The organism is Methylobacterium sp. BTF04 (assembly GCF_010692745.1).
Lineage (GTDB): Bacteria > Pseudomonadota > Alphaproteobacteria > Rhizobiales > Beijerinckiaceae > Methylobacterium.
The window spans coordinates 50,286-70,963 of sequence record NZ_JAAHTB010000010.1 but is presented as its reverse complement, the minus strand read 5'-3'; the positions used below and the strand labels follow the sequence as shown (position 1 = coordinate 70,963).

At 65.5% G+C, this 20,678-nt stretch carries 21 protein-coding genes; 9 read left to right on the top strand and 12 right to left on the bottom strand.

The genetic code is table 11. From position 1 onward, the window contains the following. The first annotated feature begins 40 nt into the window (after window positions 1-40). Complete coding sequence (locus G3T14_RS08480) at window positions 41-1,408, top strand: sigma-54 dependent transcriptional regulator (RefSeq protein ID WP_163641848.1); 1,368 nt, start codon at window positions 41-43, stop codon at window positions 1,406-1,408. A gap of 41 nt (window positions 1,409-1,449) precedes the next feature. On the opposite strand, the gene G3T14_RS08475 is transcribed toward G3T14_RS08480, so the two are convergent. Further along, window positions 1,450-1,725: a hypothetical protein gene (locus tag G3T14_RS08475; RefSeq protein WP_163641847.1), complete on the bottom strand. Its 276-nt coding sequence runs from the start codon at window positions 1,723-1,725 to the stop codon at window positions 1,450-1,452. 60 nt (window positions 1,726-1,785) lie between these two features. Beyond that, window positions 1,786-3,099, bottom strand: coding sequence for a capsule biosynthesis protein (locus G3T14_RS08470; RefSeq protein WP_163641846.1), 1,314 nt, complete (start codon window positions 3,097-3,099; stop codon window positions 1,786-1,788). Window positions 3,100-3,361: 262 nt separating this feature from the next. On the opposite strand from G3T14_RS08470, the gene G3T14_RS08465 reads away from it, so the two are divergent. The 3 genes from G3T14_RS08465 to G3T14_RS08455 all read left to right on the top strand — a co-directional run bounded on the left by G3T14_RS08465 (window position 3,362) and on the right by G3T14_RS08455 (window position 5,513). After that, window positions 3,362-3,685, top strand: coding sequence for a (2Fe-2S) ferredoxin domain-containing protein (locus G3T14_RS08465; RefSeq protein WP_246733075.1), 324 nt, complete (start codon window positions 3,362-3,364; stop codon window positions 3,683-3,685). Between the two features lie 100 nt (window positions 3,686-3,785). Further along, entirely contained in the window at window positions 3,786-4,853 is a 1,068-nt protein-coding gene (locus G3T14_RS08460; protein WP_348645235.1) for a lysylphosphatidylglycerol synthase domain-containing protein, read from the top strand. A 249-nt stretch (window positions 4,854-5,102) separates the two neighbouring features. Further along, a complete protein-coding gene (locus G3T14_RS08455; protein WP_163641844.1) occupies window positions 5,103-5,513 on the top strand; it encodes a nuclear transport factor 2 family protein in 411 nt (136 codons plus the stop codon). 66 nt (window positions 5,514-5,579) lie between these two features. Here G3T14_RS08455 and gmk read toward each other — a convergent pair whose 3' ends face one another. The 3 genes from gmk to mltG are packed head-to-tail and all read right to left on the bottom strand — an operon-like array spanning window position 5,580 to window position 8,496. Beyond that, on the bottom strand, window positions 5,580-6,236 hold the full coding sequence (gene gmk, locus G3T14_RS08450) for a guanylate kinase (RefSeq protein ID WP_163641843.1): 657 nt from the start codon (window positions 6,234-6,236) through the stop codon (window positions 5,580-5,582). Window positions 6,237-6,245: 9 nt separating this feature from the next. Next, on the bottom strand, window positions 6,246-7,124 hold the full coding sequence (locus tag G3T14_RS08445; protein ID WP_163641842.1) for a YicC/YloC family endoribonuclease: 879 nt from the start codon (window positions 7,122-7,124) through the stop codon (window positions 6,246-6,248). Window positions 7,125-7,134: 10 nt separating this feature from the next. After that, window positions 7,135-8,496, bottom strand: a complete 1,362-nt coding sequence (gene mltG, locus G3T14_RS08440) for an endolytic transglycosylase MltG (RefSeq protein ID WP_163641841.1) — start codon at window positions 8,494-8,496, stop codon at window positions 7,135-7,137. A 578-nt stretch (window positions 8,497-9,074) separates the two neighbouring features. Between mltG and G3T14_RS08435 the strand changes: the two genes are divergently transcribed. Both G3T14_RS08435 and G3T14_RS08430 read left to right on the top strand, forming a co-directional pair. Then, the gene (locus G3T14_RS08435) at window positions 9,075-9,446 is read left to right on the top strand and encodes a hypothetical protein (RefSeq protein WP_163641840.1); all 372 of its coding nucleotides are present in this window, start codon (window positions 9,075-9,077) and stop codon (window positions 9,444-9,446) included. A 149-nt stretch (window positions 9,447-9,595) separates the two neighbouring features. Continuing rightward, entirely contained in the window at window positions 9,596-10,615 is a 1,020-nt protein-coding gene (locus G3T14_RS08430; RefSeq protein ID WP_163641839.1) for a deaminase, read from the top strand. 8 nt (window positions 10,616-10,623) lie between these two features. On the opposite strand, the gene fabF is transcribed toward G3T14_RS08430, so the two are convergent. From fabF to G3T14_RS08405, 5 genes are all read right to left on the bottom strand, one after another. Continuing rightward, a complete protein-coding gene (gene fabF, locus G3T14_RS08425; RefSeq protein ID WP_163641838.1) occupies window positions 10,624-11,886 on the bottom strand; it encodes a beta-ketoacyl-ACP synthase II in 1,263 nt (420 codons plus the stop codon). 84 nt (window positions 11,887-11,970) lie between these two features. Then, a complete protein-coding gene (locus G3T14_RS08420; protein WP_018044468.1) occupies window positions 11,971-12,207 on the bottom strand; it encodes an acyl carrier protein in 237 nt (78 codons plus the stop codon). Window positions 12,208-12,541: 334 nt separating this feature from the next. Continuing rightward, a complete protein-coding gene (fabG, locus tag G3T14_RS08415) occupies window positions 12,542-13,282 on the bottom strand; it encodes a 3-oxoacyl-[acyl-carrier-protein] reductase (protein ID WP_163641837.1) in 741 nt (246 codons plus the stop codon). 16 nt (window positions 13,283-13,298) lie between these two features. After that, complete coding sequence (gene fabD, locus G3T14_RS08410; RefSeq protein WP_163641836.1) at window positions 13,299-14,240, bottom strand: ACP S-malonyltransferase; 942 nt, start codon at window positions 14,238-14,240, stop codon at window positions 13,299-13,301. A gap of 87 nt (window positions 14,241-14,327) precedes the next feature. Further along, window positions 14,328-15,050 carry a carbonic anhydrase gene (locus G3T14_RS08405; protein ID WP_163641835.1) on the bottom strand — a complete coding sequence of 241 codons (723 nt, stop codon included), beginning with the start codon at window positions 15,048-15,050 and terminating at the stop codon, window positions 14,328-14,330. 256 nt (window positions 15,051-15,306) lie between these two features. Here G3T14_RS08405 and rpoZ point away from each other — a divergent pair, with 256 nt between their 5' ends. Both rpoZ and G3T14_RS08395 read left to right on the top strand, forming a co-directional pair. Beyond that, window positions 15,307-15,717, top strand: coding sequence for a DNA-directed RNA polymerase subunit omega (rpoZ, locus tag G3T14_RS08400; RefSeq protein ID WP_163641834.1), 411 nt, complete (start codon window positions 15,307-15,309; stop codon window positions 15,715-15,717). 195 nt (window positions 15,718-15,912) lie between these two features. After that, the gene (locus tag G3T14_RS08395; RefSeq protein ID WP_163641833.1) at window positions 15,913-18,150 is read left to right on the top strand and encodes a bifunctional (p)ppGpp synthetase/guanosine-3',5'-bis(diphosphate) 3'-pyrophosphohydrolase; all 2,238 of its coding nucleotides are present in this window, start codon (window positions 15,913-15,915) and stop codon (window positions 18,148-18,150) included. 39 nt (window positions 18,151-18,189) lie between these two features. On the opposite strand, the gene G3T14_RS08390 is transcribed toward G3T14_RS08395, so the two are convergent. Together G3T14_RS08390 and G3T14_RS08385 are read right to left on the bottom strand one after the other, a co-directional pair. After that, window positions 18,190-19,119, bottom strand: coding sequence for an AEC family transporter (locus G3T14_RS08390; RefSeq protein ID WP_163641832.1), 930 nt, complete (start codon window positions 19,117-19,119; stop codon window positions 18,190-18,192). Next, window positions 19,116-19,649: an aminotransferase class I/II-fold pyridoxal phosphate-dependent enzyme gene (locus tag G3T14_RS08385; protein WP_163641831.1), complete on the bottom strand. Its 534-nt coding sequence runs from the start codon at window positions 19,647-19,649 to the stop codon at window positions 19,116-19,118. The genes G3T14_RS08390 and G3T14_RS08385 overlap by 4 nt, the downstream gene beginning before the upstream one ends. Window positions 19,650-19,742: 93 nt before the next feature. On the opposite strand from G3T14_RS08385, the gene G3T14_RS08380 reads away from it, so the two are divergent. After that, on the top strand, window positions 19,743-20,627 hold the full coding sequence (locus tag G3T14_RS08380; protein WP_163641830.1) for a LysR family transcriptional regulator: 885 nt from the start codon (window positions 19,743-19,745) through the stop codon (window positions 20,625-20,627). Window positions 20,628-20,678: the final 51 nt, after the last annotated feature.

The following is a 20,678-nucleotide window of genomic DNA, read 5'->3' as shown; positions in this document are numbered from 1 at the left end:
GCGCCTCGCGCGAGGCCACGACACGGAGTTCACCTAGGCCATGCGGCTTCTCATCATCGGACGGCTCAACGGCGAACTGGTCACCGCCTCGAAGATCGCCATGAATCGGGGTGCGGCCGTCACCAACGCCGAAAGCTTGGCGCAGGGTCTCGCGGTGTTGCGTGCCAAGGGCGCCGATCTGATCATGATCGACGTCGCCATGCCGATTCGCGAGCTCGTCACGGCCTTGGCCGACGAGCGCATTCGCACCCCTGTCATCGCCTGCGGAGTCGCCACCGATGCCAAGGCGGCCGTGGCTGCGATCCAGGCGGGCGCGCGCGAATACATTCCCCTGCCTCCGGACCCCGAGCTGATCGCGGCGGTGCTGCAGGCGGTCTCCGAGGATGGCCGTGCCTTCGTCTGGCGCGACGCTTCGATGGAGCGGGTGGTCAAGCTCGCCGAACAGGTCGCGCGCTCGGAAGCATCGGTATTGATCACCGGCGAGAGCGGAACCGGCAAGGAGGTGCTGGCCCGGCACGTCCATGGCAAGTCGAACCGCGCCAGCAAGCCGTTCGTCTCGGTCAATTGCGCCGCGATCCCCGAGGCTCTGCTCGAATCGGAGCTCTTCGGGCACGAGAAGGGGGCCTTCACGGGGGCCGTCGCCCGGCGCATCGGCCGGTTCGAGGAGGCCAATGGCGGGACTCTCCTGCTCGACGAGATTTCCGAGATGGACGTGCGGTTGCAGTCCAAGCTGCTCCGCGCCCTCCAGGAGCGGGTCATCGACCGGGTCGGCGGCTCCGCCCCGGTGAAGGTCGACATCCGGGTCTTGGCGACCTCGAACCGCAACCTCATCGAGGAGGTTCGCAAGGGCACCTTTCGCGAAGACCTGTATTATCGGCTCAACGTCGTCCATCTGAAGCTGCCGCCGCTGCGCGAGCGCCCGGCCGACATCCTCGAACTCGCCAGCCACTTCGCCAAGAAGTACGCCGAGGTCAACGGTGTGCCGGTGCGCGCCCTCAGCCGCGAGGCGCAGCGGCTCGTCTGCGCGAACCCGTGGCGCGGCAACGTGCGCGAACTCGAAAACACCCTCCACCGCGCCGTCCTGCTCGCCGCGGGTCCCGAGATCGGACCCGACGCGATCCTGACCCCGGAAGGCGAGACCATCGCGCAGGCATCCGCCGGGCCGGCCGAGCGGGCGGCACGGGTCGCGGAAGCCGCCACACGCGGCCTCGTCGGCCAGACCGTGGCGCAGGTGGAGTGCGACCTGATCCTCGACACCCTCGACCATTGCCTGGGCAACCGGACCCATGCCGCCAAAATCCTCGGCATCTCGATCCGGACCCTGCGCAACAAGCTCAACGAGTATGTCGATGCCGGTCTCGCCGTCGCTGAGCCCGGCAGCGCCCGCGCCGTGGCCGCCTATGGGTAGGATCATGCGCGAGTAGGAGGACGGTCGGTAACCGGAGCGTATCAGCCCGTCCGCGCCGCTTCTTCCGCCACCTGCGCCGCATGCGCGCGTTCGAGCTTCTGCATCGATACGGCGCGGGCGATGTCCGATTCGATGTCTCGGATCGTCTCCTCGACGAGGTGCCCCTGCAGGGCGACGCGCGGATCGTCCGGCGCCATGCCATCGCGGGCCTGGAGGCGCTGCACCGCCTGCTTGACCACGCCGTAGACGGTCTCCCGCTCGTCGCGGGTCATCGTCGGGTTGACGGCACGGGCGATGAGATCTGCGAATTCGGACATGGGGTTGGGGTTGTCACCGATCGGGGGATGATGGGGCGGGGATCGACCGCCCCGCCGGTATCACAGGCGCTGGTCTTTCACGCCGGCGATGACCAGCGCGATCGAACTCCATCCCACGAGAAAGCAGAAGAACACCACGAATAAGGTACGGCCGCGCTGCGGGTAGAGCGAAGCGACCGGCAGGGCCGGCTCTACGAAGGGTGCGAGGTAGATCTGCTGCTTACCCGCCGCGATCCGGGCTCGGTCGACCAGAAGGTTGGCGGATTCGTTCAACTTGCTCGCAATCGTCCGCTCGACCTGAAGACCCTCGTACTCGAGCAGCGCGCGGGTCAGGTTCGTGGAGGGGTCGGATCCGGACATACCGTCGGTGGTGAGCTGATCGAGCAGGCGTTTGATCTGCTGGTCGAGCACGGCGACCGTGGCGACCAGGGTCTGAATACCGCGGGATTTCTCGTCGAGGGCGGAGGCGCGCAGGACCTGAAGGTCCGATTCGACCTTGATCTTGTCCTTGCGCAGGGTCGCGACGGTGGTGAGCGTCGCTTCGGCCGTCTTCACCGGATCGATGATGCCCCAGCGGTTCCGGAACTTCTGGAGGGCGAGATGGGCGTTCCGCAACCGCTCCTGCGCCCTCAGCGCATCGGCCTCTGCATGGGAGACGAGATCGGCCTGTGCGCGCCGGGAGATATCGTTGATCAGCGTCTCGGTGAGGGAGATCACTTCCTTGGCGATGGTCAGTGCGTCCTCCGGCCGGAAGGCACGCACACTGAGGGTGATGATACCGGAGATCACGTCGATCCGCGCGCCGACATGATGGCGCCAGTACTTGGTCAAATCCTCAATCGGCAGACTCGTGTCGAATCGCTCCCAGAAATCGGCCTCCTGGCGCGAGAACATTTTCGAGATCTGGAGCGACTTTTCGACCTTCATGACAATGGACTGGCTTTCGATGTAGTCCTTGACGATGAAGCTATCCTGGCTGTTATGCTTCTGGATCAGATCCGAGAATTGACTGCCCGACGCATCCTCCATGGGCTCGACGTTGCCGCGCACCGCGAACTGCGCCGTAGCGATGTACTGGTCCGAGGCGATGGCGACGAGGTAGATGCCGATGATGGCGGTGGGCACCACGACGAACAGCAAAAACTGCTTCGTAACGCTTGCGATCACGGTGAGCGGCTTGGCCTGCTTCGGGCGCAGGCCCGGAAGGCGGCGCCAGTCGAGGCGCTCCTGCGCTTTCCTCAGTAGGGCGGGCGCACGGCGATCGCGGACCGGCTCGACCGTCTCGGCATTGCGCCGCAATTCTGGAACCGAGCGCAGGGCAACGTCGATCACCCCGCGGAGGCGGTCGGTCTGCTTGACCTCGTCGGCATTCATCTCGTCAAGTTCCCACGGCTCGGCGCGCCCGGGCAAGAGCCGGCCGCATGTCCGATCCGATGTTGCATTCGGTCACGCCCGTGGAGCCCTTTCGACGCCATGCCGTTAGCATATCGAGTCCCGTTTTTTTCAGCCCTTTTTAAGGCGATAGGTCCGACCCGCGCCGTGACCTCGGTTGGCTCGGGCAGGACGGATATCCTCGAACCCGACAGGACCGATGCCCAGCAAGGACGAAGCAGCGCTCGCACCCGCGAGAATCCGGATGGCCAGGGCCGGCTTCTCGGACGTGGTGCTTGTCTGCACCAAATGCGCCAAACGCCAGGGCCTGAAGAAGGGCACATTACGCGGCATGCTCAAGCGCGCGCTGAAGCGCGGAAGCGGAGGGCGCAAGACGCGCGTGATCGAGGTCGGCTGTCTCGGACCGTGCCCGAAGCGGGCGCTTGCGGTGGCGACGTCCGCGAGTCTGGCCGCGCACCGTATTCATCTCCTCGATCCGGCCTTAGCTCCCGAGGCTGCGGCGGCGCTGCTATTCCCGGATTTCGGCCCGAAAGGCGATCCAGGGTCGGGCATGAACGAGACGTCCTGAAACGGGCGTCCGCGCCGTCGGGGAGCGGGAACAAGCCGTTGGGGCCGCATCGCGTGGTCTTGCCTGTCTGTCTGCCATCCGCTTCGCTTTGGAGCGTCCCGTGAGCGGCCCTGCCATCGCGCCTGCGGATCGGCGCGGGCGTGTCGCCCGGGCCATTGTGCGCCGGCTTCCACTCCTTGGGACGGTGATCGGCCTCGGCCTCGGGGTTTGGCTGGTGGCGACCAACGATCTTGGAGCGGTAGCCAACGCCTTCCAGCGAATCGGCCCGCTAGGCCTCCTCGGCATCGTCGCCGTGCGTGTGATCGTCATTCTATTGTGTGGGATCGCCTGGGCGCGGATCCTCCACGGACTCGCCCCGGTGGCGAGCACGGCGTTCATCGTCCTGCGTCTCGTGCGCGAGGGCATCAACGTGCTGCTGCCCGTGGCCTCCGTCGGCGGAGAGGTGGTCGGGGGACGACTCCTGACCTTCTGGGGAGTCGCCGTGCCGTTGGCTGCCGCCTCGATCCTGGTCGACATGCTGTTGCAGGTCGTGAGCCAAGTGCTGTTCGTCGGCCTCGGCGTCGCCCTGCTGATGCAGGTAGGGGGCGAAGCCGCGGCGTCCCTCGCCGCCTGGACCCTGCGCGCCCTCATCGTCACGGCTGCGTTGATCCTGGCTTTCTTCGTCTTTCAGCGTAGCGCCGCCGCCCGCGATGTCTGGCGCTGTCTCGCCGCCCGCGCCCGCCGCCTCGCCAACGCGACGACTTTGGGCCGTGAAAAGACCGGTCGGGGTGGAGTCTACGACGCCCTCGATGCGATCTGGGCGCCAAACCGACGCGGGGCGCTGACAGGGTCGTTTTTTCTGCACCTGGCTGCGTGGGGGCTCGGAATTGTCGAAATCTGGATCGCGCTCGCCTGCATCGGGGTCGAGGGTATCTCGCTCACCGAAATCATCGTGATCGAGACCTTGAGCCAAGCGATCAAGTCTGCGGCATTTCCGGTTCCGAGCGGGCTCGGCGTCCAGGAGGGTGGTTTCGTCCTCCTCGGAGCCTTGTTCGGTATCGATGCCGGGACGGCGCTGGCTCTGTCCCTCGTCAAGCGCGTGCCCGACGTCGTATTGGGACTTCCGGCCCTGCTACTTTGGCAGATGTTGGAGGCGCGCCGCGCGACGATTGTTCCGCCAAGGTCTTGAGATATCATCAGTCTTGCCCATTCGATGGCAAGGGTCTGAAATCGGCTGCTGCTCTTCGATCAGGCCGTCGGCTGCGCGCGGCGTCGCGTCCCAGGCGCAGGACCAGGCGTTTCAAGGCTCCTTTGGCTCCGCCCGCAGCGCCTGAGCATTTGAGCCGAGAAAATCCGCTTTGTTGCGCAGGCGCTTATTGCCTGTGCGGCGATGCCGTCCGATTTTGTCTCCGGGCCGACTGAACCGAGGACCGACCAGATGACGATGCCGGACGACATCGCCGCGCGCGACGCGCGGATCGTGACCGACTACCTCGAAGCCTCGATGGTGCCGGACCCGGAACGGGCCGCGGGCTACATGGCGCCGGGGATCACCATCACCTTCACGGGCGCCCGCGAATTCCGCCATCCCCGGGAAGTCACCGCCTTCAATGCCGGGCGCTACGCCTGGGTGAAGAAGCGGATGGAGCGTCTCGACGTGGTGCCGGGGGACGGTATCACCACCGTCTACAGCCTCGGTACCCTCTACGGGGAATGGCCGGACGGTACGCCGTTCGAGGGCAACCGCTATGTCGACCGCTTCACCGTCCGCGATGGCGTGATCGTCACCATGGAGGTCTGGAACGACAGCGCCGAGCGCCTGCTGACCCAGCACGGAATCACGGCCTGAGTTGGCGGTCGACACTGACGCGAGACTGCAACGAAAAGCCCTGAGTTGCACAGCGGCTCGGGCGCGTCAGATCAGATCCGGCTCGGCGAGCAGGCCGTCGACGAAATCGGTGAGGCCGGTGCGGCGGGTGCGCTTCAGGCGTTCGGCGGTGAGGATGCCTTCGAGCGAGCGGAAGGCGTCCTGCAAATCGTCGTTGACGATGACGTAGTCGTATTCGCTCCAGCGCTGGATCTCGATTCGGGCGTTGGCGAGGCGCTTCTCGATGGTGTCGGGGGAATCCTCGGCGCGGCGCTCCAGGCGGTGGCGCAGTTCGGCCAGACTCGGCGGCAGGATGAACACCGTCACCACGTCCTCGGTGAGCTTGGCGCGGACCTGCCGGGTGCCCTGGTAATCAATGTCGAAGATCATGTCCCGGCCGGCACCGAGCACCTTCTCCACCGGTTTGCGGGGTGTCCCGTAGAAATTGCCGTGGACCTCGGCCCATTCGAGCAGGTTCTCGCTGGCGCGGTAGCCGTCGAAGGTCTCGCGATCGATGAAATTGTAGTGCTTGCCATCGATCTCCGAGGGGCGGCGCTGGCGCGTCGTCACCGAGATCGAGAGGTCGAGCCCCCATTTCGGATCGGCCGCCACCGCCCGCGTCAGCGTGGTCTTGCCGGCCCCCGAGGGGGAGGACAGGATGAGGATGAACCCGCGGCGCGGAATAGAAGCGGCCTGCGCCTGCATGGGAGAAACCTATTCGACGTTCTGAACCTGCTCGCGGAATTGCTCCACCACGGCCTTCAAGTCGAGTCCGATCCGCGACAGGGTGATGTCGTTGGCCTTGGCGCACAGGGTATTGGCCTCGCGGCCGAGCTCCTGGGCGAGGAAATCGAGCTTGCGGCCGATGGGGCCGCCGGCGGCGAGCAGTTCGGCGGCATTGGCGAGATGGGCCTGGAGCCGGTCGAGTTCTTCCCGGACGTCGGCTTTGGCGGCGAGCAGGACCGCCTCCTGGTGCAGGCGGTCGGGGTCGAGGGACCCGGCGGCGACCAGGGTGGCGATGGTGGCCGACAGGCGAGCGCGCACCGCCTCGGGCTTGCGGGCCGGGCATTCCTCGGCGGCCTGGGTCAGGCGGGCCATCTCGGCGAGCTGGCCCTGGACGAGCGCGAGCAACTGGCGCCCCTCGGTGCGCCGGGCCTCCACGAGGTCGGTGACGAGGCTGACCACGCCGGCGGCGAGATCGTGCGCCAGCGCCTCGGCATCGGCCGTGGGCTCCTCGTCGGATTCGATGACGCCGCGGAGCGAGAGCAGTCCGTCGAGGCTCGCCGGGGCCATGCCGGCGGGACAGGGCACCCGGGCCACCGCGGCGGCGAGGGAGGCGAGCAGAGCCTCGTTGATGCGCATCCGCGGCGGCGCCTCCGGCCGCGTCAGGTTGAGCGACAACTGGCACTGGCCGCGGGTGAGCGTCTTCTGCAAGGCGGCGCGGGCGACCTCCCCCACCGCGTCGTAGCCGTTGGGCACGCGCAGGCGCACGTCGAGCCCGCGCCCGTTCACACTGCGGACCTCCCAGGCCCATTGGACCGGGCCGGTGGTGCCGGCGGCGCGGGCAAAGCCCGTCATGCTGGAAAGGATCATGCGCGGGCGGTTACGGCTGCTTCAGGGCGGGGACGTTCTTGGCCGAGTTGAGATCGAAGGTCTTGTTGCGCAGCGGGTCGAGGCGGGTCCCCTCCGAGGCGTCGAAGGCCTTCGGGCGCGGGCCGCCGGCCGGGGTGGCGGCGAAGTTGGAGCTCTCCGGCGCGTAGGCCGAGGCGCGGCCGGGGGCGCCGGTGGGGTCGGCCGGCGGATCGGCCTTGTCGACGGAGGCGTCCGGCGTCGGCGCCTGACGGGCGCGCTCGACCTGGCGCCAGCGCGCGACGTTGCGCGAATGGCCCTCCAGGCTGTCGGCGAAGGCGTGGCCGCCGGTGCCGTCGGCCACGAAGAACAGGTCCTTGGTCCGCGACGGGTTGGCGACGGCCTCCAGGGCGGCGCGGCCCGGATTGGCGATGGGGCCGGGGGGCAGGCCCTCGATCACGTAGGTGTTGTAGGGGGTGGCGCGCTCAATCTCGGCGCGCTGGATGCCGCGCCCGAGGGTGCCGCGTCCGCCCACCAGCCCGTACACGATGGTCGGGTCCGATTGCAGCTTCATGCGCTTGTTGAGACGGTTGACGAACACCCCGGCGACGCGGGGGCGCTCGTCGGCCCGGCCGGTCTCCTTCTCGACGATGGAGGCCAGGGTCACCATCTCGGCGGGCGTCTTCACCGGGATGTCGGCCGAGCGCCGGAGCCAGATCTGGTTGAGGACCTCGCGCTGCTTGGTGCGCATCAGGTTGACGATCTGCTGGCGGGTGGCACCACGCTCGAACTTGTAGGTGTCGGGCAGGAGCGACCCCTCGGGCGGGATCTCGTTGATCTCGCCGGTGAGGACGTCGTTCTCGTTGAGCCGCACCACGATCTGTTCCGAGGTCAGCCCCTCCGGGAAGGTCACGGCGTGCTGGACCTGACGGCCCGAGGCCAGGGTGTCGATGGCCCCATTGATGCTGGCATGGGCCTTGAACGTGTACTCGCCGGCCTTGAGCGCCTTGCCGGAGAAGCGCGCGGCCCATTCGAACAGGGCGGTGTGGGTGATCACGCCCTCGCGGGCCAGGGCCTCGGCGATCTCGGAGGTGCCGCTGCGGGGCGAAATGACCACGACCTTGTCGGCGGGCAGCGGCCCCTCCTCCTTGGTCTGGCGCTCGAACAGGGTCATGCCGACCATGATGGCGAGCGCCAGGACCACGGAGGCGGTGAGCAGCCCGCTCACCCGCGCCAGCATCCCGCCGCGCTCGCGCGCCGGCCGCTCGGGCGGCGGCGTGGCGGCGGTGGGCTTGATCGCCTCGCTCGGGCTCCGCGGCGACAGCCGGTTGGGCAGAGCCGGCTCGTCGGAGACGACGGGCGACGGCGATGGGGTCGGGCGTTTGCGGAAGAACATGGACATCCTGTTCGGGCCTCAAGCCCCCTCCCCGGCCGCCGCCGGATTTTTGTAGGTCAAGGGGACTTGGTCACGCGACTTGAGTGTAGGCGCGCCGGACGGTTTGGCACAGGAGCATAGTCGGTTTTGTGGCGAAAAGGGGGTTCATGCCCAACCTGAGCGCGCGCAAAATTCACCTCGTCATACGTGATGATCAAGGGGGCGCGACAACGTAAAAAATATCACCCCGTCCTATATGCATAAAAAAGGTCTTGCGTCGCTAATCGACCCAAGACCTAGATGTAGCTTTGATAAGTGTTATAGATTTATTTGAGATTGATCATCTTCTTGGTCGCTTTTTATATTTGATATTATTTCATCATTTTCGATATCAAACAAAGACTGGAATGAAGCTTGTAATCCGGGGCTCCAAGATGCCAATGCTATTTCTGAATACTCTAGTTCGACTGCAAGCCAATTCGACCCTAGTTCATCCATTCAAGACTCCCTAAATTTATTGCTTGATTCGTTGACCTTATCCTATCACAGTCGCAGCATTGAGCTAACGAAATTTGCCTCATTAAGGAATTGTTAACAGGATGTTAAAGACGCTTGAGGCTCCAGAGATCATTTTCGGACTTTGCTCAGCAGTGGGAACAAAAAACTCGAAATTTGTTAAAATGCTGGAAAGCGGACTTCGTACATTTAAATATAATACTGAGTATTTTAAAGTAACTACATTAATGAAGAATCTCGATGTGGTAGATTTATCTCTCGACGACAGCTCTACCGAGGGTAGATACGACAGCTACATCAAGTATGCTAATAATATACGTGAAAAAACTGGCCTGGATAATGCTCTTGCTGTCCTGGGAATTTCAGCAATATCAGCTTATAGAAAAAGGTTGGAAAAGAATATTTACCAAATCAAGCTTACATATTTGACCAATTTAAAAGACCAGAAGAAATAGCGCTTCTTAGACAGGTTTATGGGCAGCTTTTCGTTTTAGTTTCTTTATATTCAAGTAAAGACAAGCGCACAAAATACCTGGCTCAAAGATTTTCTGAGGACCAATCAGTAAGTAAGCCGGGTATTAACCATGAAAAGAATGCCGTTGCATTGATTGAGCGTGATCAAGATGAGCAGGGCCAGAAGCATGGACAGCGATTGAGCGATACATTTTCACTTGGTGACTTATTTCTAGATATTGACGATAGAGAAGGATCAGAAAAAATACTAAGTAGATTTCTCGGTGCACTTTTCGGATCAAATAAAGTTAGTCCATCCAAAGACGAATACGGGATGTATATTGCAAAAACCGCATCGCTTAGATCGTTAGACTTATCTCGTCAAGTCGGCGCCGCTATTTTCTCAACTGATGGAGAAGTTCTTACTCTCGGATGCAATGAGGTTCCCAAAGCTGGAGGAGGCACCTATTGGCATAATGATGATTTGGATGCCCGAGACTATGAATTGGAAGGAGATGAAAACGAAAGAATAAAACGAGCAATTTTTGCAGATGTCGTGCGTCGCCTCGATAAGGTAGAATTGATAAAAACATCCGATGATAGGGGGATCGATGAAATCATCAAATTTGTTGTTGCAGAAACCTCGATAAAGGGAAGCCCTTTAAAAGAAGCTCAAATAATGGATCTGTTAGAGTTTGGCAGAATAATACACGCTGAGATGTCTGCAATTACGGACGCTGCTAGATTAGGAAAAAGCATAAAAGGATCCACGCTATATTGTACGACTTTTCCCTGCCACATGTGTGCGAAACACATCGTATCGGCAGGAATAAAGCGAGTACTTTATATCGAGCCTTATCCAAAAAGCTATGCCGAACAGCTTCATCCAGATTCAATATCTGTCGATTTAAATGAGCGTCACGAAAAGCGAGTACACTTTTCTCCGTTTATTGGAATTTCTCCCGTAAGGTTTAGGTATTTATTTGAAAGAGGAAGGCGGAAAGATCAGGACGGACATTTTTCCGAGTGGTTTGAAGGCATACCAAAGCCAATTATGAAATATACGGTAGCGACATATTTACAAAATGAAGTTGCAGTAAGTGTGATATTTGACAGGACTCTTAAGTCGGAAAAAGTCGCTAATTTTATAAAAGTTAAAACTTCAAATTGAGAAAAATATCAATCCACCCGCCGCATCACCAAGCTCGCATTCGTCCCACCAAACCCAAACGAGTTCGACAGCACGACATCCACGCGCTTGCGCTTGGCCTCGTGCGGGATGAGGTCGATGGCGGTCTCGACGGAGGGGTTGTCGAGGTTGAGGGTCGGCGGGAGCACGCCGTCCCGGATGGTCAGCACCGAGAAGATGGCTTCCACGGCGCCGGCCGCGCCGAGCAGGTGGCCGATGGCGGATTTGGTGGAGGACATCGAGGCCTTGGGCGCGTGGTCGCCGAGCAGGCGCTCCACGGCCTTCAGCTCGAGCTCGTCGCCCATGGGCGTCGAGGTGCCGTGGGCGTTGATGTAGTCGATGTCCGAGGGCTGGAGGCCGGCGCGCTTGACCGCGTTGGTCATGCAGCGGAAGGCGCCGTCGCCGTCGGGGGCCGGCGAGGTGATGTGGTAGGCGTCGCCGGTGAGGCCGTAGCCCACCACTTCGGCGTAGATCTTGGCGCCGCGCGCCTTGGCGTGCTCGTATTCTTCGAGCACCACCACGCCGGCGCCTTCGCCCATGACGAAGCCGTCGCGGCCCTTGTCGTAGGGGCGGGAGGCCTTGGTCGGGTCGTCGTTGAAGCCGGTGGAGAGGGCGCGGCAGGCGGCGAAGCCCGCGAGCGCCAGCCGATTGACCGGTGATTCGGCTCCCCCCGCCACCATCACGTCGGCATCGCCGAACTGGATCAGCCGGGCCGCGTCGCCGATGGCGTGGGCGCCGGTGGAGCAGGCGGTGACCACCGCGTGGTTCGGGCCCTTGAGGCCGTGGGCGATGGAGATCTGCCCGGAGGCGAGATTGATGATCCGGCCGGGAATGAAGAACGGCGAGATCCGGCGCGGGCCCTTGTCGTGCAGGGTCACCGAGGCGTCGTAGATGCCGCCGATGCCGCCGATGCCGGAGCCGACCATGACGCCGGTGGCGCATTGGTCTTCGTAGGAGGTCGGGTGCCAGTCGGCGTCGTCCAGGGCCTGGCCGGCGGCCGCCATGGCGTAGACGATGAACGGATCGACCTTGCGCTGCTCCTTGGCCTCCATCCAGACATCCGGATCGAAGGTGCCGTCGGAGCCGTCGCCGAGCGGCACGGAACAGGCGACGCGGCAGGCGAGATCGTCGACGGGAAACGCCGTCACCACCTTCGCCGCCGAGTCGCCTGCGATCAACCGGCTCCAGGTGGCCTCGACCCCGCTGGCCAGCGGAGTCACCATGCCTAAGCCCGTCACCACAACCCGACGCATCGCGCTATCCCGAACCGATCCTGTCATGAAACGAATGGCGCGCGGGGTCGATCTCGACCCCGCTCCCAGCGCCGTGTCGCTTGGTTAGGCGGAGTTCTTCTCGAGGAACTTCACCGCGTCGCCGACCGTCTGGATCGTCTCGGCCGCGTCGTCGGGAATCTCGACGTTGAATTCCTCCTCGAACGCCATCACGAGCTCGACGGTGTCGAGGCTGTCGGCGCCGAGATCATCGATGAAGTTCGCGCCCTCGACCACCTTCTCCGGCTCAACGCCGAGATGCTCGACAACGATCTTCTTCACGCGCTCAGCGATATCGCTCATCGTTCTTGGTCCTTAGCTCTTCGATCGTGATGGTGAAGGCGCCGTGGCCGCTTTCCCGTCTCTTGGACATGTCCTGAGATGAAGCGGCCGGTGTGTTCGAATACGCGCGTCAGGGGCGAGTCACTTGTTCTGCGTTCAACAAGTCACTCGTGGTTTTGGAACTCTCCGCAACACGCTGAATCGTCAACCCCCCTCGAGCGGCAGCCGGGGTGTTAACACAGGGTTCCGACGCTGGCGAGGCCCGGTTCACAAGCCATTCAGCGGTGTGGCTTTTTCGAGCCGTTCGGCGGGTTTTCCCTGCGTGCGCTGCAGCAAACGGCGCAGCGGCGCGCCCTCACACCATCGCCATGCCGCCATTGACGTGCAGGGTCTGGCCGGTGACGTAGCCGGCCTCGTCGGAGGCGAGGTAGAGCGCCGCCGCCGCGATCTCGGCGCCGGTGCCGAGGCGGTTCATCGGCACCCGGCCGAGAATGCCCTCGCGCTGCTTGTCGTTGAGGGCATCGGTCATCGGCGAGGTGATGAAGCCGGGTGCGATGCAGTTGACCGTGAGGTTGCGGGTGGCGACCTCGGCGGCCATCGCCTTGGTCATGCCCACCAGCCCGGCCTTGGCGGCGGCGTAGTTCACCTGGCCCGGATTGCCGGTGGTGCCCACCACCGAGCCGATGTTGATGATGCGGCCGTGGCGGCGCTTCATCATGCCCTTCACCGCCGCGCGCGACAGCCGGAACGCCGCCGTGAGGTTGACGGCGATCACCGCATCCCACTCGTCGTCCTTCATCCGCAGCACGAGGTTGTCGCGGGTGATGCCGGCATTGTTCACCAGCACGTCGAGGCCGCCCATGGCGCTCTCGGCCGCCGGCACCAGAGCCTCCACCGCCGCCTTGTCGGAGAGATCGCATTCGACGATGTGCACGCGCGCGTCGCCAAGTTCTGCCGCCAGCGCCTCTAGGGCCGGGCGCCGGGTGCCCGACACCGTCACGGTGGCGCCCTGGGCGTGCAGGGTCCGGGCGATGGCGCCGCCGAGGCCGCCGGTGGCGCCGGTGACGAGGGCCTTGCGGCCGGTGAGATCGAACATGGGACGTCCTGTGGTGTTAGCCGAAGGTGGGGAACGCGGCGACGTCCTCGGGGGAGCCGACGGCACTGGCCGTCGCGCCGGGCGCGATCCGCTTGACGAGGCCGCTCAGGACCTTGCCGGTGCCGATCTCGTGGAACTGGTCGATGCCGGCCTCCGCCATGGCGGCGACCGATTCGCGCCAGCGCACGGTGCCGGTCACCTGCGCCACCAGGGCGTCGCGGATCGTCGCCGGGTCGGTGATGGGGCCGGCCAGCACGTTGGCGTAGAGCGGCACCACGGGGGCCTGCATCGCCACGCCGGCCAACGCCGCGCGCATGGCCTCGGCGGCCGGCGCCATCAGCGAGCAGTGGAACGGGGCCGAGACGTTGAGCATCACCGCGCGCTTGACGCCGCGGCCCTGGGCGATCGCCACCGCGCGCTCCACCGCTGCCTTGGTGCCCGACAGCACCACCTGACCGGCGCCGTTGTCGTTGGCGACCTCGCAGACCTCGCCCTGCGCCGCCTCCGCGGCGATGGCCCGCGCGGTCTCGGCGTCGGGCCCGATCAGCGCCGCCATGGCGCCCTGCCCCGGCGCCACCGCCGCCTGCATGGCCTCGCCGCGAATCCGCAGCAGGCGGGCGGTGTCGGCGATGGAGAAGGTGCCGGCGGCGGCGAGCGCGGTGTACTCGCCGAGCGAATGGCCGGCGACGCAGGCGACGTCGCGCGCCAGATCGAGCCCGCGCTCGGCCTGCAGGACCCGCAGGGTGGCGAGACTCGCGGCCATCAGGGCCGGCTGGGCGTTGGCGGTGAGGGTCAGCGCCTCCACCGGACCCTCGAACATCAGCTGCGAGAGATTCTGGCCGAGCGCGTCGTCGACCTCATCGAACACCGCGCGGGCCTGCGGGAAGCTCTCGGCGAGCGCGCGCCCCATGCCGACGGCCTGGCTGCCCTGGCCGGGGAAGATGCAAGCGCGCGCCATGGTGACTTCCTCAGTGCTCGAGAGGGCGGCGCAGTCGCACCGCCCGCCCGATGTGTCAACATGGCACTGCACCCGGCGGCGGTGTGGTCAGCCCTCGTTGAAGAAGTCCACCGTGCCGGTGTCGAGGCTGTAGGCGGCGCCGATGATGCGCAGCTTGCCGGCCTTGAGCGGATCGAGCAGGGACGGCTCGGAGGCGGCGCGCAGGCGCTCCACCACCCGGTTGACGTTGGCGCGCACGCAATTCTCGACGAAATCGCCGGGCTTGTCGCGCTGGGACAGCACGGCGGGGACGATCGGCTCGATCATCCGGCCGATGGAGCCGGGATAGACGGTGTTGTTCTTGACCACGTCGATGGCCGCCTCCACCGCGCCGCAGCGGCTGTGGCCCATCACCAGCACCAGCGGCACGCCGAGCTGCGAGACGCCGTACTCGATGGAGCCGAGAGCCGCCGTGTCGACGCAATTGCCGGCATTGCGCACGATGAACAGCTCGCCGAGGCCGCGCCCGAACAGGATCTCGGGCGAGACGCGCGAATCGGAGCAGCTCACCAGCACCACGAACGGCGTCTGGCCGAGGGCGATCTCGATGCGGCGCTCGCGGCCCTGCACCGACCGCACCGGGCTGTCGGTCTGGTACAGGCGGTTGCCTTCCTTGAGCCGCTCGAGCGCCTGATCGGCGGTCAACTCGGTCTTCTTGGTGGACGGGCTGGCGGCCAGGGCGACGGTGGGCAGGGCGGTGGCCGCAAAGCAGCCGGCGCCGAGGAGGCAGCCGCATCCGAGCAGGCTGCGTCGGCTGAGAAGAGTGGTCATGGGCATCGTCCCTCGTTCCGGCCTCGTGCGAGACCTCGTGCGCACGACCGATACGCACCCGCCGCTCCCCTGTCGCCGAGGCGATTGGCGGGAGGAGATCCGAGGATTAGGCGATGCATCCCGAACGTGGCGTCGCCCCCCGGCCCTGGGGACGCGCCCGTGGCCGGCGATGCGTCACGCCTTGTTGCTGGGCGTCAAGGCGTGTAAGACGCGGCCTCAATCCCCTTTACCCTGTCCGAGGAAGGAGCCGTCCCTCATGGCTCGCGTCACCGTTGAAGACTGCATCGACAAGGTCGAGAACCGCTTCGAGCTCGTGCTGCTGGCGAGCCATCGCGCCCGCCTGCTCGCCGCCGGCGCGCCGCTGACGATCGATCGCGACCGCGACAAGAACCCGGTCTGCGCCCTGCGCGAGATCGGCGACGCGACGATCACCGCGGACGACCTCAAGGAACAGCTGATCCACTCGATGCAGAAATACGTCGAGGTCGACGAGCCGGAGGCCGAGACCGTGCCGCTGCTGTCGAGCTCGCCGGCCGCCGCCGCCGTGGCGCCGCAATCCTCCAGCGACGACGGCGCCGTGCAGTTCGACCGCATGAGCGAGGAAGACCTGCTGCGCGGTCTCGAGAACCTCGCACCGCCCACCGAGACCGAGGAGGAGGCCGAGTAGTTCGGCCCACCTTTTCCAATGACGTGACGAGAACCCGGCCTGCGTGCCGGGTTTTTTATTGCCTGTGGCGTGCCGAAAAGTGTCTCCTGCGTCGCCTTGGGGCTGGCTTGTGCGGTGACGATGCGGGACTAATCGCTGGGTACGCGCCGGACAGGTTCGAACGGGCGCGGTCGATTGGAAAGGGTCTCTCGGCGGATGATGCGCCAATACGAGCTTGTCGAGAGGGTCAAGCGCTACAACCCCGCTGCGGACGAGAACCTGCTCAATCGCGCCTACGTCTACGCGATGCGCGCCCACGGCAACCAGAAGCGGGCCTCGGGCGATCCGTTCTTCGCCCACCCGCTGGAGGTGGCCGCGATCCTCACCGACCTTCGGCTCGACGACGCCACCATCGTGGCGGCCGTGCTGCACGACACGGTGGAGGACACCGCCGCCACCCTCGACGAGATCCGCGCGATCTTCAGCCCCGAGATCGGCGCGCTGGTGGATGGCCTGACCAAGCTGAAGCGCCTCGACCTCGTCTCGAAGCGGGCGGCGCAGGGCGAGAATTTCCGCAAGCTGCTGCTGGCGGTGGCGGCCGACGTGCGCGTGCTCCTGGTCAAGCTCGCCGACCGCCTGCACAACATGCGCACCCTCCACCACATGCGCGAGGACAAGCGCGTGCGGATCGCCGAGGAGACCCTCGACATCTACGCGCCGCTCGCCGGCCGCATGGGCATGCAGGAGCTGCGCGAGGAGCTCGAAGACCTCGCGCTGCGCAACCTCAAGCCCGACATCTACGCCACCATCGCCCAGCGCCTCACCGACCTCTCGGCGAAATCCGAGCGGCTGGTGGAGAGCATCGAGCACGATCTCACCGCCAAGCTCGCGGCGCAGGGCATCAATGCCGTGGTCACCGGGCGCCAGAAGCGGCCCTACTCGATCTCGGCGAAGATGGAGCGCAAATCCGTCGCCTTCGAGCAATTGTCGGACATCTTCGGCTTTCGCGTGGTGGTGGAATCCCTGGCCGATTGCTACGGCGCGCTCGGCGTCGTCCATACCAGCTGGCCGATGGTTCCAGGGCGCTACAAGGACTACATCTCGACCCCGAAGCAGAACGATTACCGCTCAATCCACACCACGGTGATCGGCCCCAAGAGCCAGCGCGTCGAGCTGCAGATCCGCACCGCCGCCATGGACGAGATCGCCGAATACGGCATCGCCGCGCACGCGCATTACAAGGAGACCGGCGGCAAGGACGAGATCGGCGGCGTCCATCCGCGCCTCGCCACCGAGAGCGGCGCCTATCAATGGCTGCGCCGAACCATCGAACTCCTGGCCGAGGGCGACAGCCCGGAAGAGTTTTTGGAGCACACCAAGCTCGAACTGTTCCAGGACCAGGTGTTCTGCTTCACGCCCAAGGGCCGCCTCATCGCCCTGCCGCGCGGCGCGACGCCCATCGACTTCGCCTATGCGGTCCATACCGATGTCGGCAACTCGGCGGTGGGGGTGAAGATCAACGGCCGCATGGCGCCTTTGCTGCACGAACTCGTCAACGGCGACGAGGTCGAGATCGCGCGCTCCGACGGAGCCTCGCCCCCGGCGGCCTGGGAATCCCTCGTGGTCACCGGCAAGGCGCGCTCGGCGATCCGCCGGGCGACCCGCGTCGCGGTGCGGCGGCAATATGCCGGGCTCGGCCGCCAGATCCTCGACCGGGCATTCGAGCGCGCTGCCAAGAGCTTTTCCGACGACAAGCTGCGCGGCGCCCTGCCCCGGCTGGCGCGGCTCTCCACCGAGGATGTGTTCGCCGCGGTGGGAAGGGGCGAGATGTTCTCCGGCGATGTGGTGCGGGCGGTTTATCCCGACCACAAGGACGAGCGGCGCACCGCACCGACCCCGCTGCAGCAGCCTCTGGATGGCGGCGCCGGCCGGCTCAGCCTGTCGAAGGACCAGACCATGCGTCTGACCTTTCCCGAGGGTGCGGCCGATATGGGGCGCGCCGATGCGATCCCGATCCGCGGGCTCGACAACGACCTGCCGGTGAGCTTCGCGCCCAATGGCGGCGCGGTGCCGGGCGACCGCATCGTCGGCATCCTCACGCCGGGGGTCGGGGTGACGATCTACCCGATCCAGTCGGCGGCCCTGGCCGCCTTCGACAACGAGCCCGCCCGCTGGCTCGACGTGCGCTGGGACGTGGAGGGCGGCGTCAGCGAACGCTTTCCCGCACGGCTCGCCCTGCAATCGATCAACGAGCCCGGCGTGCTCGCCCAGATCGCCCAGGTCATCGCCGACCACGACGGCAACATCGACAACGTCTCGATGAAGCGCAAGACCCAGGATTTCACCGCCGTGGTCATCGACCTCTCGGTGTGGGACCTCAAGCACCTCAACGCCATCGTGGCGGAGCTGCGCGGCAAGCGCACGGTGAGCAAGGTCGACCGGGTCAACGGATAGGCGGGGCCGGGTTCCGCCATCCGGACATTGGATCAGAGGTCAGAGCGGCACCACCAGGCTGAGCCCGACCAGCACCAGGGGAATGGCGGCGAGGGCCAGCACGGTCTGCAGCGCGGTGATGCCGGCCATCAGGGGCGCATCACCCCCGAGTTGCCGCGCCATGATGTAGGCCGACGAGGCGGTGGGCAGGACCTGAAACAGCAGCGCCACCGTCAGGGCCGGTCCGCTCAGACCCGTCGACAGGGCGAACGCCACCGTCGCGATCGGCATCGCCAGAAACTTCATGGCCGACGACGCGGCGACGGGTCCGATCCACTGCCGGGCGGAACGGAACTCCAGCGCCGCGCCGATACAGAGAAGGCCCAACGGCAGCGAAGCCGCGCCCAAGGCCTGCATGGCCGGCTTGAGCCCCGGTGCAAGATCGAGGCCGAGCATCTGGAAGGCGATGCCACCGAAGGAGGCGACCACCAGCGGGTTGGTCGCCAGTTGCTTGAGGATACCGCGACCGCTCAACGTCCCCGAGCCGTAGCGGGCGAACACCATCACGCACAGGATGTTGACGGTCGGCACGATCGCGGCGTTGCAGACCGCCGCCAAGGCGACGCCCTTCGCGCCGAAGAGCCCGGCGGCCAAGGTCACGCCGACATAGTTGTTGAAACGCACACTGCCCTGGAACACCGAGGTGAAGGCCGGCCCGTCGATGTTCATGAGCGGCCGAAGGCCAATGGCGAGTGCCGCGACGGCGACCGTTGCGGCGATCAACGTCAAGGCGAGGGCGCCGACCGGCAGCGAGTCCAGATGCGCGGTCGCGAGGCCATGGAAGAACAGACAGGGCAGCAGGACGAAGTAGCCGAGTCTTTCGGCCTGCGGCCAGAAGCTCTCGGCCAGGAAGCCGCGGTGCCTGAGCACCATCCCGAGCGCGATCAGGATGACGACCGGCAGCAGGGCCAGCACCACCGCGCCGGTCATGAGCGCGTCTCCAGGGCGGCGACGATGCGACGGCAACCCTCTTGGAGGGTGGACAGGTCGGTGGCGAAGGACAGCCGCAGATGGCCCGGCGCCCCGAACGCGCGGCCGGGGACGGTGACGACACCGGCCTCCAGCAGCCTGTCGGCGGTGGCACCATCGTCGGCCGGGCCGGTCAGGCGCGGAAACAGGGAGAAGGCGCCGGCCGGGACCGGCACCGTCAGCGCGGGACTGCCCGCGAGAATGGCGACCCCCGCATCCCTGCGCTCGCGGTAGATCGCGTTGCGCGCCACGGCGCGCCGCGCGGCCTCGCGTAAGGCGGGCCTCCCGTTGGACGGCGTATCGCCGAGAGGCCGACGGGCCACCGCGACGGCCGCGTCGACGGCATGGGTCGGCGGCGCGAAATCGGGCTCCCCGAGGGTCAGGTCGATGATGTCCCGGCCGGCGGCACGGAGCGCTGCGGCGCGGTGGGCCACGGCGAGGATCGGCGATCCGGCGATGGCGCTCGGCGGGGTTCGTGGGGCTGTCGTCATCGAACGACAGGTAGCAGGCTGGTCTCTCAAGCAAAAATTGTTAATTGTCATGCGTCCGACGAGTTTAACTCATACATTGAGCCGTGAGACTGCATGTCGCTGCGCGCCCTTCGAACGTTGCACGCCATTGCCCGGCATGGCTCGTTCGCCCGTGCCGGCGAGGCGGTCGGGCTGACGCAATCGGCGGTGAGCCTGCAAGTGAAGGCTTTGGAAGAGGAGTTCGGTGCCGAACTCTTCGACCGGTCCCGTCGATTGCCACGGCTCACCGAGGCGGGGCGGATCGTGCTGGAGCAATCGGCCGAGGTTCTGGCGCTCTACGATCGGATCGCTCCGGCTCTCGGCGATGAACACTCGCTGGCTGGCCGTCTCCGGCTCGGGGCGATCCAGACCGCTCTGTCGGGCGTTCTGCCGGAGGCCCTGGCCGCTCTCCACCAGGCCCATCCCCGCGTTCGCGTCCATGTCTCGGCCGGAATGTCGGCGGATCTTGCCCGACAGGTGGTCGACGGAACGCTGGATGCCGCCGTGACCACCGAACCGGTCCAACCCCATCCCGCGGGCCTCGTCTGGACGCCGCTCTATTCGGACGGCTTCTGGCTCATCGCCCCGCCCGGACACGAGGGCCGGGAGACGCGCGCGCTGCTGCGCGATCTGCCGTTCATTCGCTTCGACAGCCAGGCCTGGGCCGGGCGGGTGATCGAGCGGGAACTCCGCCGTCAGCACCTGGATATCCGCGAGGAGATGGTGCTCGATAGCCAGGAGGTCATCCTGCGGATGGTCGCGATGGGGCTGGGCGTCGCCGTCATTCCGATCTCGGACAAAGCCTGCGCGAACCTCACCCTGACCCGCGTCCGGTTCGGTGACCCGCCCTTGACCCGGCGGGTCGTGCTTCTCGAACGACGGGATCGCTGCGGCGGACGTCTGGCCGCCGCCCTCGCACAGGCGGTGACGGAGATCGCGCAACCGGCGCCCGCGCTGTGAGCGGGGATGATGGGGGCGCGTCCGAGAGAGTCAGGGGGAGACCCTGACGGA

Excerpts from the sequence above, each read along its gene's own strand:
- G3T14_RS08405 (WP_163641835.1), bottom strand. The coding sequence starts at position 15,050 with ATGACCACTCTTCTCAGCCGACGCAGCCTGCTCGGATGCGGCTGCCTC.
- G3T14_RS08455 (WP_163641844.1), top strand. The coding sequence starts at position 5,103 with ATGACGATGCCGGACGACATCGCCGCGCGCGACGCGCGGATCGTGACC.
- fabF (WP_163641838.1), bottom strand. The coding sequence starts at position 11,886 with ATGCGTCGGGTTGTGGTGACGGGCTTAGGCATGGTGACTCCGCTGGCC.
- G3T14_RS08390 (WP_163641832.1), bottom strand. The coding sequence starts at position 19,119 with ATGACCGGCGCGGTGGTGCTGGCCCTGCTGCCGGTCGTCATCCTGATC.
- gmk (WP_163641843.1), bottom strand. The coding sequence starts at position 6,236 with ATGCAGGCGCAGGCCGCTTCTATTCCGCGCCGCGGGTTCATCCTCATC.
- G3T14_RS08445 (WP_163641842.1), bottom strand. The coding sequence starts at position 7,124 with ATGATCCTTTCCAGCATGACGGGCTTTGCCCGCGCCGCCGGCACCACC.
- G3T14_RS08420 (WP_018044468.1), bottom strand. The coding sequence starts at position 12,207 with ATGAGCGATATCGCTGAGCGCGTGAAGAAGATCGTTGTCGAGCATCTC.
- G3T14_RS08380 (WP_163641830.1), top strand. The coding sequence starts at position 19,743 with ATGTCGCTGCGCGCCCTTCGAACGTTGCACGCCATTGCCCGGCATGGC.
- G3T14_RS08470 (WP_163641846.1), bottom strand. The coding sequence starts at position 3,099 with ATGAATGCCGACGAGGTCAAGCAGACCGACCGCCTCCGCGGGGTGATC.
- mltG (WP_163641841.1), bottom strand. The coding sequence starts at position 8,496 with ATGTTCTTCCGCAAACGCCCGACCCCATCGCCGTCGCCCGTCGTCTCC.
- rpoZ (WP_163641834.1), top strand. The coding sequence starts at position 15,307 with ATGGCTCGCGTCACCGTTGAAGACTGCATCGACAAGGTCGAGAACCGC.
- G3T14_RS08475 (WP_163641847.1), bottom strand. The coding sequence starts at position 1,725 with ATGTCCGAATTCGCAGATCTCATCGCCCGTGCCGTCAACCCGACGATG.
- G3T14_RS08385 (WP_163641831.1), bottom strand. The coding sequence starts at position 19,649 with ATGACGACAGCCCCACGAACCCCGCCGAGCGCCATCGCCGGATCGCCG.
- fabG (WP_163641837.1), bottom strand. The coding sequence starts at position 13,282 with ATGTTCGATCTCACCGGCCGCAAGGCCCTCGTCACCGGCGCCACCGGC.
- G3T14_RS08480 (WP_163641848.1), top strand. The coding sequence starts at position 41 with ATGCGGCTTCTCATCATCGGACGGCTCAACGGCGAACTGGTCACCGCC.
- G3T14_RS08395 (WP_163641833.1), top strand. The coding sequence starts at position 15,913 with ATGATGCGCCAATACGAGCTTGTCGAGAGGGTCAAGCGCTACAACCCC.
- G3T14_RS08435 (WP_163641840.1), top strand. The coding sequence starts at position 9,075 with ATGTTAAAGACGCTTGAGGCTCCAGAGATCATTTTCGGACTTTGCTCA.
- fabD (WP_163641836.1), bottom strand. The coding sequence starts at position 14,240 with ATGGCGCGCGCTTGCATCTTCCCCGGCCAGGGCAGCCAGGCCGTCGGC.
- G3T14_RS08465 (WP_246733075.1), top strand. The coding sequence starts at position 3,362 with ATGGCCAGGGCCGGCTTCTCGGACGTGGTGCTTGTCTGCACCAAATGC.